We start from the raw sequence: 14,262 nt of genomic DNA, 5'->3' as shown, positions 1-14,262 counted from the left end.
TGCCGGGGGTGCCGGGGCGCGGTCGCGGGGAACGGCGCCGGCCCGGGTGAGGCCGGCTCCCTCCCCGGCGGCGCGGTCACGCTCCCCGGCTGCGCGGTCACGAGTGGCCACAGCGGCGCGGTCACGCTCCCTGGCTGCGCGGTCACGGGTGGCCACGGCGGCGCGGGTCAGATCCGCGGAGGCGGCGGCGCAGCGGGCGATCTGCCCGCCGATCAGGTCGTCGAACCACTCGGGCACGATCGGATTGCCCCGGACACGCGCGGCGAGGTCGCGCAGTCTGGCCGCGTGGCCGGCCAGCCGCGCGGCGTCGGCGGCCAGTTGCTCGGCGAGCGCTCCGTATCCCGGGGTCACCTTCATCCCCGCCACCCACGCGAGGCCCGGCGGGCACGCCGGCGCCACGCGGTGACGGCGACGGCCGCCACGAGTCCGGCGAGGCCCCCGGCCAGCAGCAGTCTCCGGGAACGGCGCGGCGCGGCGGAGGCCGGGGAGACGGCGGGGCCGACGACATCCCGGCCGGGACGTGAGGGTCCCCCGCCTGTCGCGGCGGACCAGCCGGTCTGGTCGTTGAACGAGGGTCCCCGGCCCGTCGCGGCGGACCAGCCGGTCTGGTCGTTGAAGGGGTTCTCGTCGAGCGGCGCCCGCATCGCGAGCACCTCGCCGAAGACGGGCGCGATGCCGCCGATCGCCCCGGTGGCGCCCTTCTCCCCGCACAGCGCCCGGCCGGCCTGGACCGCCTCGACGTCGCGATCCGCGCCGGCCGCGTCGAGCAGCCGCCGTATGACGGGGTCGGCGGCCAGTTCCGGATTCCGGTGCAGGACACCGGCGATCCGCAGCCGCAGGGAGGTGACGGCGACCAGCGTGGCGAGGCTGCTCCGCCCGGCCAGCGCGCCGAGGCGGGCGGCCCGAGCGCCGAACCACCCGCCTTCGAAGGCGTAGCCGAGCCCCTCGCGGTTGGTCAGCGCGCGGAGCAGGCTCCAGTGGATGCCGGCGGGGAACCACGGGGAACGTGTGGCGGCGGCGGCCAGTGTCGCCGTCGTGCGCGCGCAGATCCGCCGGATCTCCTCCGCCGTCCACGCGAGCTCGGCCGCCGCGTCGTGGACCTGCCGGAGATGATCCGTCCCGGACTGTTCCGGGTCATCGGGAGCAGATGCCATCGTGCCTCCTCGCCTCCGCCGGCCGGCGCGCGTCCCGGCCGCATGACCCGATAGGGGTAACACAGAGGGTCACATTAATGCAACGGACAGTAATGAGGCGGCGACATCCGAGATGATCTTCGGCGAGCTGGAAGTAGACAGTGTCTACCCAGTTTGGTAGACACTGTCTATGAGTGAGCGGGACATGGGCGTCCGGGCCCGTCTGATAGAGGTCGGAGTCGACATGGTGACCAGGGAGGGGATGCAGTCCCTGACCCTGCGTGAGATCGCCCGCAGGGCGGGGGTCTCGCACGGAGCTCCGCGCCATTACTTCCCGACCCACGTGGCCCTGCTGTCGGCCATCGCACGTCAGGGCTTCGCCGACCTGACCGCCAGGGTCACCGAGACGGCGGGGGAAAGCCAGGCGGACCCCCGGGCCCGGCTCCTGGCACTGGGAGGCGTCTACCTCGACTTCGCACGGGCCAACCCCGGCATGTTCGAGCTGATGTTCCGCCATGACCTGCTGGAGAGCGACCACCTCGGCTTGCGGGAGGTGAGCCTGCCGCTCTTCGACATCCTCACCGACCTCGTCACCCGGGCGCGGACACGGCCCGACCCGGCGCCACCGGTCGTCGCCGGCGCGCTCTGGGCCAATCTGCACGGCATCGCCCAGCTGTGGGGATGGGGCAGCCTCCGGCTCGCCACGGGAGCCGACGACGCCGGACCGCTGCTGCGCGCCGCGCTGGACGCGCACCTCGGACCGGAGAACCGGTGAGTTCCGAAGGACACCGGCGCCTGACGCTTGCGAGCAGCGTCATCGGGGCGATGATCGTCGCCCTGGACGGAACCGTGCTGACCGTCGTGCAGCCCACCCTGCAACGGGACCTGCACGCCTCGTTCGCGCAGGTCCAGTGGACCAGCACCGGATACCTGATCGCCGTGGCGAGCCTGCTCGTCTTCGCCGGCCGCCTCGGCGACCGCTACGGCCACCGGCGGATTTTCGCCACCGGCATCCTGGGCTTCGCCGCCACGTCGGCGGGTATCGGCCTGGCGCCTGACATCGGCTGGGTCATCGGCCTGCGCGTCGCCCAGGGGATCTTCGGCGCGCTGCTGCAACCGGCCACCCTCGGGATACTGCGCGCCGCTTACCCGCGTGACCGGCTCGGCATGCCGATCGCACTGCGCACCAGTGCCATCGGCGTGGCGGCCGCCGCCGGGCCGATCGTCGGCGGGGCACTGGCCGCCCACCTGGGCTGGCGCGCGGTCTTCTTCCTCAACGTGGCCCCCGCGCTCGCGGTCGGCCTGCTGACTCTCGCCGTCCGGCCCCCCGCGCAGGAGAAGGTCTCCGGCGTCCGGCTCGACCTGCCCGGCGCCTGCCTTCTCGCGGTGGCCCTGGCCTGCCTGGTGCGAACACTCGTCGAAATACCGGAAACCGGCTGGACCGCGGCGACCGCGCTCGGGCTTGTCGCCGTCGCAGTCACCGGTGGCGCGTTCGTCCGGCACGAACGACGCGCCACGAGCCCGCTGGTGCCGTCAAGCGTGCTCCGGTCGGCAACGGTCACCTCGGCTCTCGGCATCCTGGTGGCCGCGTCGGCGTCCCTGTTCGGCGCCCTGTTCGTCGGCACGTACTTCCTGCAGGACGTTCTCGCGCTGGACCCGCTTCAGAGCGGTCTGAGAGTTCTGCCGCTGGCCGCGACGATGGTGCTGGGCGCACCGGTCTGCGCCGTGCTGCTGCGCCGGTGGGGGCCACGTGGGACGGCCGGCGCGGGGATGGCCCTGCTCGCCCTCGGCATCCTTCTGCTGTCCCGTCTCGGCCAGGCGCCGGCCTCCCTCGCGATCAGCGGCTGCTTTCTCGTGCTGGGCGCCGGTTTCAGCGCGGTGATGGTCACCGGGACAGCCGTCATCGTGCACCACGCTTCCGTGGACACCGCCGGGGTGGCCGGCGGGCTCCAGCAGACCGCCATGAATGTCGGCCCGGCACTGGGCGTCGCCGCGGCGACGACGCTGATGACCCTCGCCGCCCCCGCGGGCCGGCCGTACGGCGACGGGCCGCACCGGACCGCTGACGCCTTCGCCTCCGCGATGGGCCCCACGCTCGTGGTCCTCGCCGCCGTAGCCCTGATCGGCGCGCTGTCGGCGGCCGGACTACCCGGCCGGGCGGCGCCGGTTCTCCACGGTCACCGGCGCTGACGCGGAGGCGCCGGACGCCGGACAGGGGCGAAGGCGGGCGGCGACCGAAAACCCGTTGGGAGTGCCGGGCTCCGTCGCTAGAGTTGATCTCACCTCGCGGCTGCTGAACCTCGGGGAGTCCACCGCCGGCCCAGGTGCCGGCGCTGTCCCGCATGCCCGTCACCGGATGGCGGCGGACCTCGCATCTCTCTTACCAGCAGCCACCAGGAAGGCTCCATGGCAACCTCCAAGCGGCGTCCCGCCGCGTTCCAGCAGGACCCCAGGCTCATCCGCACCGACGACAGCTGGCTCCACCTGCCCAACCGGTGGGGCATCCCCGTGGACATCTGCGCCGGGACCGACGTGCCGATCGAGTCCAGCGCGATCGACGAGATCCTCACCGTGCTCGCCACCGCCGACACCTTGGAGCGGCTGGGCGCGGTGACCGGGCACACCGAAGCGGCGATCAGCCGGGTCGTGCTGACCCCCGACCTCCACAAGGGGGCCGGGATCCCGATCGGCACGGTGCTGCAGACGCGTGGCGCGCTGCTCCCCCAGGCGGTCGGCAACGACATCAACTGCGGCATGCGGCTGGAGACGACGTCCCTGACCGCCGACCAGGTGCGCCCGCGGCTGGACGCGCTGGAGCGCCGGCTACGGCACCTGTTCTTCGAGGGCGGCCGGCGCATCGCGCTGTCCGGTCTCCAGCGAGAGGCGCTGCTCCGCGACGGCCTTCCGGGACTGCTCGGCGCCGGCGTGCCGGAGCGGGCGGACGGGATCTGGTCGGCGCTGCGGCCCGGCGACGCCCAGCCCGGCCGGATCCACGGATCGCGGTACCCGACGACGAACGCCGACGCCTTCCGGGACTGGATCCACAGCGCGGGCGGCACGAGTTTCGACAGCATCATCGGCAGCGTCGGGGGCGGCAACCATTTCGCGGAGCTGCAGTACGTGTCGGCCGTCCACGACCGGCAGGCCGCCCACGGCTGGGGCTTCAGCCTCGGCCAGGTGGTGCTGATGGTGCACAGCGGCTCCCTGTCGCTGGGACATCAGGCCAACGCGTCCGGACTGGACCAGGCCAGAGCCGCATGGCCCGGAGGCGTCCCCCTGCCTGACAACAGGATCATCCCCCTGATGACGGACGGCCGGTCCGCACCGGCGCGGCGGCGCTACCTCGACGCGTTCGGCAACGCGGCGAACTTCGCGGTGGGCAACCGGTTCTTCCTGTCGCTGATGCTGCGCGCCGGGCTGGCCGCCGAGTGCGGGGAACTCTCCGCCGACCTCGTGTACGACGCCCCGCACAACCTGCTGTGGCAGCACGACGACGGACAAGTCGTACACCGCAAGGGCGCGACGCCGGCGGGCGGATACGCCGAGGCGGCGGGCGGGCCGTACGCGATGTGGGGCGAGCCCGTCATCGTACCGGGCTCGATGGGGGCGGCCAGTTACGTGCTGCGCGGTCACGGCAGCCCCCGGACCCTGGCGAGCGCCTGCCACGGCGCCGGTCGCCGCGTGCGCCGGGGCGCCGCCGCCCAGGCGGGCGACGCCGAGCTGGACGCCTTCCTGCGTGACTTCCGGGTGGTCACCCCGCTGGACCACCGTGACCCGGCCGTCACCCGCCGCTCCGACGTGATGGCCGCGTGGCGCCGCGACCTCAAGCAGGAGGCGCCCTGGGTCTACAAGGACATCGGCCCCGTCGTCTCAAGTCTCCGCAGGGCCGGGGTCGCCGAACCCGTCGTCGAGCTGCGACCGCTGCTGACCGTCAAGGGGTGACCGGCTGAGGGGTGCCGAGGAACGCCTTCAGGTCCTCAGCCGGCCGCTGCCCCGCCGGGCGGTGTGCGCCGAGGCGCCACGGCCTTCTTCGGCCTGGTGGTCGGCGGCGACGTCATCACGACCGTCGCGTGAGCCGATCCGGACCTGCCCGGCCACGTCAGGTTCTCTACTGGTGCGCGTCGTCCCGGAATTCGTACCAAGGCCCTTCCACATGCCGGACATCGCCCGGTCGGCTCGCGGGGCTCCAGACATAGCCGTAGCCGTTCCCTCCCCGGTCCTTGCCCCGGTAGAAGTAGACCATGGCGTTCTCCCGCCGAACGAACTCGAACGAGAGGCTTCCGATGCTTTGATCTCTGAGCTCGACGCCTTCCCCCAGCGTGCGGGCGACCGCCTCCATATTCCCTGCCGAGTGGGTGAAGCGCAGGTCCTCGGCCCAGATCAGGGACACGACGAGGACGACAGCCAAGAGCGCCGCCCCCAAATACGCGGCTCTGCGTAACGCAGGCTTTTCCGCGCGGATTTTTTCGATCATTCGGTCATCTTCACATGTGCCACGGCAGGACTACGAGGTCGCACGAGGATGAAAAAGGTTCACTCTTCGCACTCCGTCGCTCTGCAGAGGAGCAGAGCGAGCAGAGGGTGCGTCCGAGGATGTGACCGTCCAGCGGCCTTGGCAACCGGCAACCGAACGTCTGAAGATCAGCCGCTGTCTGATCTACCCCAACCGGTCTCAGGCTTCCGCGGCGCCGGCCGCGACAGAATACATGGAATGGAATTTCAGTTCGCCTCTCCCGTCGGGAGAGCTCTCCTATGTCGATCCAGACGCCCGGAAAGTTTCAGCTGCCTGCGTCTTTCCGTCTGGACGATGAATCTCTGACGTTCAAACTCCGTGCCACTCCATGGAGCCCGCCAGGATCGAAATCTTGAATCGGCGATGCGGAATCGACACAGTCGGCCCGATCGTAGAATTATCTCTTGATGCGCAGAAATCTGCTTTGCCGTTTCCCGTGTTGATGACGGTCGGATTGCCATCGCCGGTGGGAGAAGCAGCCCCGGCGGCCGAGCGCGTGGATCCACTTTTGATGATTTTTTGGGTATAAGTCATCCATTCCAGCAGGATCTAATACTCCAGCCGTACTCAGCGATCTTCAGTCCAGCTGGGGAGGGCTCTGTGGGGCCCGGTAGAACTCGGCGCTGACAAAGTGACCGTCGATGAAGCCGAGGCGGACGCCATCGCAGTGCGCGAACGGCGTTCCCCACGTGTCGTGCGGAGCGTCCGGCAAACACGCCACCAACGCCAGTTCGATCGCCCCTCCGTGCCCGATCAACAGCGCCGACCCGCCCTGCGCGACACCGGCCACCGTGTCGGCCCAGATCGCGTGGTGAGTCTCGGCCACGGCCGCCGCGGCACGCCCCTTCCGGATGATGCCCGCGATCCGCTGGTACGGCTTGGTCCAGTCCCACTGCGCGTGCCGGGGGATCTCTCCGGATACGTAGCCTGACGGCATCTCCATGGTGTCGTCGACGGCGAACCCCATCGCGACGGCGGTCTCGACCGCCCGCGGGGACGAACTGGTGACGACGCGCTCGTAGGGGCCGGCTCCAGAACCGATGAAACGGGCCAGGGCGATGCCGTCGGCCGACAGATGAGATCCCCGGCCGCGCATCGCGCCCTTCTTGGTCAAGCTGTGTCGGCGCACGTCCAGCCAACGCATGAGACGTCCTCCTCGACAAGGCGGTGTGGTGGCGAGCGCAACGAACACGTGCGGTCACCACGATCACCGATCGTTGTGCTGACAGACGAAGATCATGGGGTGGCCGCAGGCGATAGCGCAACGGCCTCGCGCCGGCGGTTGATGTCCGATGAGCTCACGAGCCGGATCGCCGACAGGTTCTCCCGCGTAGAACCGCGGCGGCGGGCGCGGGCCATGTTGCTTGGACTGCTCGCGGAGCTGCCGCGCAAGAGCTGCCGGACGCTCGCCGAACATGCCGGAGACCGGACTCCGGAGGGGATGAGGCACCTGCTGTTCCAGCATCCAGCTGCGCACCACGCCGGAGACCGCGGTCAGCGGGGCCCGGCGGGGGTCAGCCAGTGGCGGTAGCGGTCGTCGCGGCCGTGGACGGCGGCGTCGTAGACGTCGATGAGCCTGGCCGTGACCGGGCCCGGACCGCCGAGCTCGCGGTTGTCGACGGATCGGACCGGCACGATCCCGGCCGCCGTACCGCACAGGAACATCTCGTCCGCCGTGTAGAGGTCGGCGCGGAGCAGGTCGCGCGTGAGCACCGGCAGGCCGAGGTCGGCGGCGAGCCGCTCGACCGTGTCCTGGGTGATGCCCTCCAGGGCTCCCGCGCTGGAGGGCGGGGTCGACAGCACTCCGCCGCGGACCGTGAAGACGTTGGCCGCCGTGCACTCGCTGACGTAGCCTGCCGCGTTGAGCAGCACCGCCTCGTCGAATCCCGCGTCAAGCGCCTCGGCCTTGGCCAGGACCGAGTTGAGGTAGGGGCCCGTCGCCTTGGCGGACGTCGGCACGACCGCCGGGTCGTTGCGCCGCCAGGAGCTGGTCATCAGACGCACCCCCTCGCCGAGCAGCGCCTCCCACTCCCAGGTGGCGATCGAGACGGTGACCGGGCAGCCGCGGGCCGCGACGCCCATCTCTCCGTAGCCCCGGTGGACGAGGTGACGGATGTAGCAGGAGGAGTGGCCGTTGGCGGCGACCGTCTCCAGGGTGGCCGCACGGAGCTCGGCGGGCGCGTAGGGGATCTCCAGACCGATGATCCTGGCGCTCCGGTAGAGCCTGTCGAGGTGCGCGTCGAGCCGGAAGACCGCGGGCCCGTCGGGCGTGTCGTGGGTCCTGGTTCCTTCGAGCACGGCGGTTCCGTAGTGCAGCGCGTGCGACAGCACGTGGACGCGCGCCTCGCCCCAGGGGACCAGCGCACCGTCCATCCAGATCGCTTCCGCTTCCCGCAGCGCCATCAAACCCTCCCCGAAGTGACATCTTCCAGCTCATAAATATGAGCCACTTGATTGATAAGTGGCAAAGTATCGACGGCACAGTGGTCCACGCAAGGGCGTATCGGATCACGCGACGGCATAATGGCCGGGTGGGAAGTGAAGATCTGGACCAGTTCGCCGTCCTCGTGCGCGACCGGCTGCGGCTGCGCCAGGGAAGGGAGCCCGCCGGCCGCAGGCTCGCCGGCGCGCTGACCGACCTCGCCGAGATCGGCGCGCTGACCCCCGGCACCAGGCTGCCGTCCGAACGCGACCTCGCACAGGCCGTCGGCCTCAGCCGCGGCACGGTCGCCGCCGCCTTCAACGCCCTGTGCGACGAGGGGCTCTGCGAGCGCCGGCACGGCAGCGGCACCTACCTGCTCCAGGCGCCCTCGTTCACCGGGCTGCTGAACGCGGGCGCGGTGCTCGCCGACCTGTCCACCTCCGTCGTGCCCGACCCCTCCCATCTGGTCCTGCCCCCGCTCGACCCGGCCGAGCTCATGCGCACGCCCAGCGGCCACGGCTACGACACCAGGGGCGACCCCCGGCTGCGGGCCATGCTCGGCGGGGACGTGCTGGTCACCGGAGGCGCCCAGCACGGCATCGACCTGGCCGTCAGGGTCCTGCTGCGCCCGGGTGACCGGGTGCTGGTGGACGACCCGACGTACGGCGGCGCCCTCACGATCCTCGGGCGGGCGGGAGCGCACACCGTACCCGTCGACCTGGCCGATCCCGGATCGGTCGGCGCGGCGATCGCCCGCCACCGGCCCGCCCTCGTCTACGTCGTCAGCGTCGGCAACCCGACCGGCGCCGTCCCCGACCTGCGGCACGTCGCCGAGCTCGCCCGCGCGCAGGACGTGACGATCGTCGAGGACAGGACCCTCGCCGAGCTCGTCTACGAGGGTGAGCCTCCGGCCCCGCTCGCGACGGTTCACCCGTACGGCACGGTCACCGTGAACTCGCTGTCCAAGGTGCTCTGGGGCGGACTGCGGCTGGGCTGGCTGGAGGCCGCCGAGCCGCTGCTGGCCCGCCTGACCGAGGCCAAGCAGGAGTCCGATCTGGCCACGAGCGCCGTCTCCCAGCGTCTGGCGGCCGAACTGCTCGAACGCAACCCCGTCGCCCCCTGGCGCGCGGAGCTGGCCCGCCGCCGCGACCACTTCACCGCCGCGCTGGCCGCCCGGCTCCCCGGGTGGACCTGGACGCCGCCCTCCGGCGGCCTGTCCCTGTGGACCCGCCTCCCCGGCGTCGACACCGACCGCTTCGCCGCGCTCACCCGACGGTACGGCGTCGCCGTCGCGCCCGGCTCGCTGTTCTCCGCCGACGGCCGCCACCGCGACCACCTGCGCCTCAGCTTCGCCCTCCCGCCCGAGCTGCTCGACCAGGCCGTCACCGGTCTCGTCCGCGCCTGGGAGGAACGCGACTGACTCCGCCTCCCGGTCAGAGCCGCAGCCGGGAGGGGACCACTCCGCGCCACAGGGCGTGGACGGCGGTGGCGTCGTCGTCGGCCACCCGGTCCTCCGGCACGCCCCAGGACCGCACCGGGGCGGAGGCCGTGGTGAGCCGGGGCCAGCCGGGATCGCCGGTCGCGCAGAAGTCCGCCCAGGCGCGCACCATCCGCCGGGACAGCGCGCGGTCCCGGCTGTCGGGGGCGCCGCCGATCAGGAAGTCCACGCCGACGGCGTCCAGGTTGCCGAAAGCGAACGGGACGTCGGCGGCATGCCACGGCCGTGCCGTGTCGCCGTCCGGGAAGGTGCGGCAGCGGGCGAAGCGGGACAGGAAGGCCCGCCCGCCCGCGCGGGCGTGGGCCCGTGCCAGCCCGGCGGTGTGCTCGGCGAAGACCGCGTCTCCGGCCATGGCGAGGTAGACCTCCAGCACCGGCGCGTCCGGCAGCAGCGCGCGGTAGCCCGCCACCAGGGCGCCGGGCAGGCCGAAGTCCGCCGCGAAACGGGCCAGCCCCTCCTCGTCGGTGACCGGGGGCATGCTCCCCGTCCGGTGCATCAGCCAGGACTCCTGCGTGGTGTGGCAGAGCAGCAGGTCCACCTCCCGCACGGTGCCCGCGGAGAGCGCGGACAGCGGGTCCGTGGCGAGCACGTCCCCGTCGAGAACCGGCCCGTAGATCACGGTGTCGTAGTGCAGCGGGCCGGAGGCCGGGTCGGCGCGGTAGTCCTGGACCACCCGGTCGGAGGCGGCGACCAGGACATGCGGCGCGGCGGCGAGCAGCCCGCCCGCGGTGGCGGGGATCCCGGCGGCCTCCGCCACCTTCCGGGCCAGGCCCGCGGCGAGGCCGGGCGGGTGGTAGGCGTCGGGCACGCTGTGGGCGATGGCGCGCCGGAACAGCCCGCGCGCCCGGTCCATGGTCAGCATGCAGGCGACCGAGCCCGCCCCGGCGGACTGCCCTGCCACGGTGACGTTCCCGGGGTCGCCGCCGAAGCCCGCGATGTTGTCGCGGACCCAGCTCAGCGCGGCGACCTGGTCGAGCAGGCCCCGGTTGGCGGTGAGGCCGGGCACGTGGCCGAACCCCTCGAACCCCAGCCGGTAGTTGCAGGTCACCACCACCAGCCCGGCGCGGGCCAGTTCGGCGCCGTCGTATTCGGGCTGCGCCGAGGAGCCGAAGGTGTAGGCGCCGCCGTGAATCCAGAAGAGGACGGGGAGCGGGCCCGCGGCCCGTTCGGGGGCCCACACGTTCACGCTCAGCATGTCCTCCTGGTCCGGGGACCACGGCGGAGCCCCGGGCAACCGCGCCGACTGCGGCGCGACGGGGCCGAACCGGTCGCAGTCCCGCACACCGCCCCAGGCCGGTGCGGGCCGCGGTTCCCGGAACCGCCCGGCGCCGAAGGGCGGGGCCGCGTAGGGGATTCCGAGCGTGGCGCGGACACCGCCGGCCACCCTCCGGCCCCGCACCCGTCCGCCCGTCGTCGCCACGACCTCGCCCGCCGTCGCCCTGTCCATGCGCCCCCTGTCCCACGACCACCGGCCGCCGACTCGACGGCCACGACCGGCTCCTTGACCACCGGCCACCGGCTGCCCTCCCGGCCGCCTGCCGTTCCGGCGGACGGAGCATGCTTCCAGAGCGGAGCGGCGCCGGACAAACGAATTACGCGCCCCGGCCGGGGCGACGGCCGGGAGGCCGGATCCGCCGCCGGCGCCCCGGGACCCCAGGTCCGTGGAGGCGCTGGAGGCTTTGGAGGCGCTGGAGGAGCCACCGCGGCGAATCCCCGGTCTGGGGAGCGGTCAGACCGGCTGCATCTCGGACCGGGGAGCGGCGGCCGTCACCGTACGGCGTTCGAGCAGCCCGGAGAGGGCCGCCAGGGCGAGGGCGGCGGCGGCGAGCAGCGCGCCGACCCAGTTGGGGGCGGTGTAACCGAGACCGGCGGTGATGACCAGGCCGCCGAGCCAGGCGGCCAGGGCGTTGCCGAGGTTGAACGCGCCGATGTTGACGGCGGAGGCCAGCGTCGGAGCCGCCGCCGCGTTGTCGAGGACTCGCTTCTGCAAGGGCGGGACGGTCGCGAAGCCGAACGCGCCGAGCAGGAACACCGTGATCGCGGCGGGGATCTGGGCGCGGGAGGTGAGGGTGAAGACGGCGAGCACGAGCGCGAGGCCGGCCAGCAGGGCGTAGAGGCTGGGCATCAGGGCGCGGTCGGCGAGACGCCCGCCGAGCAGGTTGCCGATCACGAGCCCGACGCCGAAGAGCACCAGCAGCCAGCTGACCGCCCCCTCGGAGAACCCGGCGACCTCGGTCATCATCGGCGCGATGTAGGTGAAGGAGGCGAAGACGCCGCCGAACCCGAGAACGGTCATCGCGATGGCCAGCCACACCTGCGGGTTGCGGAACACGGCCAGCTCGGCGCCGATGTCGGTGCTCGCGGGGCGGGGCTGGACGGGCACGAGCGCGGCGATGCTGAGAAGGCCGACGACACCGAGGCCGGCCACGACCCAGAACGTGACGCGCCAGCCGAAGGCTTGGCCGATGAAGGTGCCCATCGGTACTCCGAGCACGTTGGCGAGGGTGAGGCCGGTGAACATCAGGGCGATGGCACTGGCCCGCCTGCCCGGGGCGACCAGGTCGCCGGCCAGGATCGCGCCGACGCCGAAGAACGCGCCGTGGGTGAAGGAGGCCACGATGCGGCCGGCCATCATCAGTCCGTAGGTGGGCGCCAGCGCGGACAGCACGTTACCCAGGATGAAGATCACCATGAGGGCGAGGAGCAGATGTTTGCGCCGCATGCGCGTGCCGAGGACGGTCATCGGCGCGGCGCCCACCGCGACGCCGAGCGCGTAGCCGGAGATGAGGTAGCCGGCCGTGGGGATGGAGACGCCGAAGTCGCGGGCGACCTCGGGGAGCAGGCCCGCGATGACGAACTCCGTGGTGCCGATGCCGAAGGCACCGATGGCCAGCGCGAGCAAGGCGAGAGGCATGAGCCCTCCATTTACGGGCGACGAGTACAAGCGCCGACAATAGTTGTTGACGCGCGATAATTGCAAACGCGGGTAACTGGCTCGCAGCAGAACCGCCGGTGTACGGTCCCCTGTACGGCAGGCAGGGCGGCTTCTCTCATACGAGCCGTCCCTGCGGAGTGACCAGGCTCTCTCATGCGAGCCGTCCATACGGAGCGACCAGGCTCTCGGCCCATCTGAGACCGGGACCTCACATCCGGCCACCCCGGGACGTTTACCAGATGAGACGACAACTTCCCCGAAGGGATCGAGGCCACTCATGCACACCCCATCCCGGCAGACCGGCGGCACGGTGGCCGTGACGGCCGACGAGGCCGACCTCGCCACCCGGGTCGGCCAGGTCGACTGGGCCGGCGTGACGGACGAGGTCAACGCCCACGGCTGCGCCCTGACCCCACGGCTCCTCGGCCCCTCCGAGTGCGCGGAGCTCTCCGCGCTGTACGAGGAGGCGTGGCGCTTCCGCTCGACCGTCGACATGGCCCGTTACCGGTTCGGATCCGGGCAGTACCGCTACTTCGACAGCCCGTTCCCCGAACCGGTGCGGCAACTGAGGCAGGCGTTCTATCCGCGTCTGCTGCCCATCGCCCGCGACTGGGCTGCCAAGCTCGGCAGGAGCGCGCCGTGGCCCGACACCCTGGACGAGTGGCTGGAGATGTGCCACGCGGCCGGGCAGACCAAGCCGACGCCGATCCTGCTGCGCTACCGGCAGGGCGACTGGAACGCGCTCCACCGCGACCTTTACGGAGACCTCGTCTTCCCCCTGCAGGTCGTCATCGGCCTGGACGAGCCCGGCGCCGACCACACGGGCGGGGAGTTCCTGATGGTCGAGCAGCGGCCCCGCGCCCAGTCCCGGGGCACCTCGACCCTGCTCCGGCAGGGCCACGGGCTGGTCTTCACCACCCGTGACCGTCCCGTGGAGTCGGCGCGCGGCTGGTCGGCCGCCCCGGTCCGCCACGGCGTCAGCACCGTCCGCTCGGGCATCCGCCACACCCTGGGCCTGGTCTTCCACGACGCGGCCTGAAGGGGGACGGCCGTGCGACACACCGCCTGGAAGATCGACAGGGAGCACACGACATGACCGTCACCGAAAGAACCACCCGATCGGGTTCACCGCTGATCCGCCGGGGCGACGCCTCGGGAGCCGCCGCTCCGGGGCGACCCGCCGGGCACACCCCCGCCGAGACGGCGGCGCTGCTGGACCTGCTGACCGCGGCCCGGCCACGGGTCCAGACGGTCACCGTCGGCCACGGCCGCGACGCCGTCTCCCGGGCGGCGGCGCAGGCGTTCGTCCGGAGCTGGGAGGGCACGGGCGGGACCGTGCCGGCGGTCGTCGACTGGCCCGAGGAGGCCGCCTCCTGGCTACGCCCGGCGCGGCGGTTCACCGCCGGCGACCCCGACGCGTGGGTGGTGGCCGGCACCGCGCTCGGGTGGGCGCAGATGAGCCGCCGGCTGCGGCACAGCACCGGCTGGGAGCCGCGGCGCACCTACGGCTTCGCCTGCCTGGGCGACGTGCGGGTCGTGGAGCTGGCCGGGCCGGCCACGCTGGAGGGCATGCGCGGGGTGGCGGCGGACGGCAGCGCCTGGCGGATCGGCCGAGGTCTGATCACCTACTACCCGCACCCCGGAGAGAGCCCGTGGTGATCACCCCGTCCCGCCGCCCACCCCTCACTCCGGCCGCCACCGCCGCGGACCCTCCGTACGGCGCGCGGACGCCCTCACCGGGCCGGCGTGGCATCCGCCGGC

General features: G+C 72.4%; 15 protein-coding genes and 1 pseudogene. 7 read left to right on the top strand and 9 right to left on the bottom strand.

Annotated elements, in window-relative coordinates:
- Both CA984_RS07335 and CA984_RS07330 read right to left on the bottom strand, forming a co-directional pair.
- A partial coding sequence (locus tag CA984_RS07335; protein WP_133061572.1) for a hypothetical protein occupies positions 1-357 on the bottom strand: 357 nt, incomplete at its 3' end.
- The gene (locus CA984_RS07330; protein ID WP_086569576.1) at positions 354-1,154 is read right to left on the bottom strand and encodes a hypothetical protein; all 801 of its coding nucleotides are present in this window, start codon (positions 1,152-1,154) and stop codon (positions 354-356) included. The genes CA984_RS07330 and CA984_RS07335, both read right to left, overlap by 4 nt.
- A gap of 169 nt (positions 1,155-1,323) precedes the next feature.
- Between CA984_RS07330 and CA984_RS07325 the strand changes: the two genes are divergently transcribed.
- From CA984_RS07325 to CA984_RS07315, 3 genes are all read left to right on the top strand, one after another.
- Entirely contained in the window at positions 1,324-1,908 is a 585-nt protein-coding gene (locus CA984_RS07325; RefSeq protein ID WP_165781145.1) for a TetR/AcrR family transcriptional regulator, read from the top strand.
- Positions 1,905-3,323: an MFS transporter gene (locus CA984_RS07320; RefSeq protein WP_086569572.1), complete on the top strand. Its 1,419-nt coding sequence runs from the start codon at positions 1,905-1,907 to the stop codon at positions 3,321-3,323. Before CA984_RS07325 ends, CA984_RS07320 begins: the two co-directional genes overlap by 4 nt.
- A 216-nt stretch (positions 3,324-3,539) precedes the next feature.
- Positions 3,540-5,075, top strand: coding sequence for an RtcB family protein (locus CA984_RS07315; protein WP_086569570.1), 1,536 nt, complete (start codon positions 3,540-3,542; stop codon positions 5,073-5,075).
- 27 nt (positions 5,076-5,102) lie between these two features.
- Here the strand turns inward: CA984_RS07315 and CA984_RS48600 are convergent, their stop codons facing one another.
- From CA984_RS48600 to CA984_RS07305, 4 genes are all read right to left on the bottom strand, one after another.
- Positions 5,103-5,231 (bottom strand): hypothetical protein, encoded by a 129-nt coding sequence (locus tag CA984_RS48600; protein WP_278248991.1) that lies wholly within the window; start codon positions 5,229-5,231, stop codon positions 5,103-5,105.
- Between the two features lie 10 nt (positions 5,232-5,241).
- Positions 5,242-5,607 carry a hypothetical protein gene (locus CA984_RS07310; RefSeq protein WP_086569567.1) on the bottom strand — a complete coding sequence of 122 codons (366 nt, stop codon included), beginning with the start codon at positions 5,605-5,607 and terminating at the stop codon, positions 5,242-5,244.
- Between the two features lie 348 nt (positions 5,608-5,955).
- Entirely contained in the window at positions 5,956-6,180 is a 225-nt protein-coding gene (locus tag CA984_RS45325) for a hypothetical protein (RefSeq protein ID WP_133061571.1), read from the bottom strand.
- A 43-nt stretch (positions 6,181-6,223) separates the two neighbouring features.
- Positions 6,224-6,790 (bottom strand): histidine phosphatase family protein, encoded by a 567-nt coding sequence (locus CA984_RS07305; protein ID WP_086569565.1) that lies wholly within the window; start codon positions 6,788-6,790, stop codon positions 6,224-6,226.
- 141 nt (positions 6,791-6,931) lie between these two features.
- Between CA984_RS07305 and CA984_RS44480 the strand changes: the two are divergent.
- Positions 6,932-7,102: pseudogene (locus CA984_RS44480) on the top strand (IS701 family transposase); the annotation flags it as partial.
- Positions 7,103-7,140: 38 nt separating this feature from the next.
- Here the strand turns inward: CA984_RS44480 and CA984_RS07295 are convergent.
- A complete protein-coding gene (locus CA984_RS07295; RefSeq protein ID WP_086569561.1) occupies positions 7,141-8,049 on the bottom strand; it encodes a branched-chain amino acid transaminase in 909 nt (302 codons plus the stop codon).
- A 128-nt stretch (positions 8,050-8,177) separates the two neighbouring features.
- Between CA984_RS07295 and CA984_RS07290 the strand changes: the two genes are divergently transcribed.
- Positions 8,178-9,488: an aminotransferase-like domain-containing protein gene (locus tag CA984_RS07290; RefSeq protein ID WP_242675797.1), complete on the top strand. Its 1,311-nt coding sequence runs from the start codon at positions 8,178-8,180 to the stop codon at positions 9,486-9,488.
- Between the two features lie 13 nt (positions 9,489-9,501).
- Here CA984_RS07290 and CA984_RS07285 read toward each other — a convergent pair whose 3' ends face one another.
- Positions 9,502-11,013 (bottom strand): carboxylesterase/lipase family protein, encoded by a 1,512-nt coding sequence (locus tag CA984_RS07285; protein WP_086569557.1) that lies wholly within the window; start codon positions 11,011-11,013, stop codon positions 9,502-9,504.
- Positions 11,014-11,295: 282 nt separating this feature from the next.
- Positions 11,296-12,480 carry an MFS transporter gene (locus CA984_RS07280; RefSeq protein WP_086569555.1) on the bottom strand — a complete coding sequence of 395 codons (1,185 nt, stop codon included), beginning with the start codon at positions 12,478-12,480 and terminating at the stop codon, positions 11,296-11,298.
- A gap of 298 nt (positions 12,481-12,778) precedes the next feature.
- Between CA984_RS07280 and CA984_RS07275 the strand changes: the two genes are divergently transcribed.
- Complete coding sequence (locus tag CA984_RS07275) at positions 12,779-13,540, top strand: 2OG-Fe(II) oxygenase (RefSeq protein ID WP_207620770.1); 762 nt, start codon at positions 12,779-12,781, stop codon at positions 13,538-13,540.
- 53 nt (positions 13,541-13,593) lie between these two features.
- Positions 13,594-14,160, top strand: a complete 567-nt coding sequence (locus tag CA984_RS07270; protein ID WP_086569553.1) for a type 1 periplasmic-binding domain-containing protein — start codon at positions 13,594-13,596, stop codon at positions 14,158-14,160.
- Positions 14,161-14,262 lie beyond the last annotated feature (102 nt).

Source organism: Streptosporangium minutum (genome assembly GCF_002149035.1).
GTDB classification, from domain to species: Bacteria; Actinomycetota; Actinomycetes; order Streptosporangiales; family Streptosporangiaceae; genus Streptosporangium; species Streptosporangium minutum.
The sequence above is the reverse complement of the archived record's forward strand: the minus strand, read 5'-3'. Positions and strand labels throughout refer to the sequence as shown.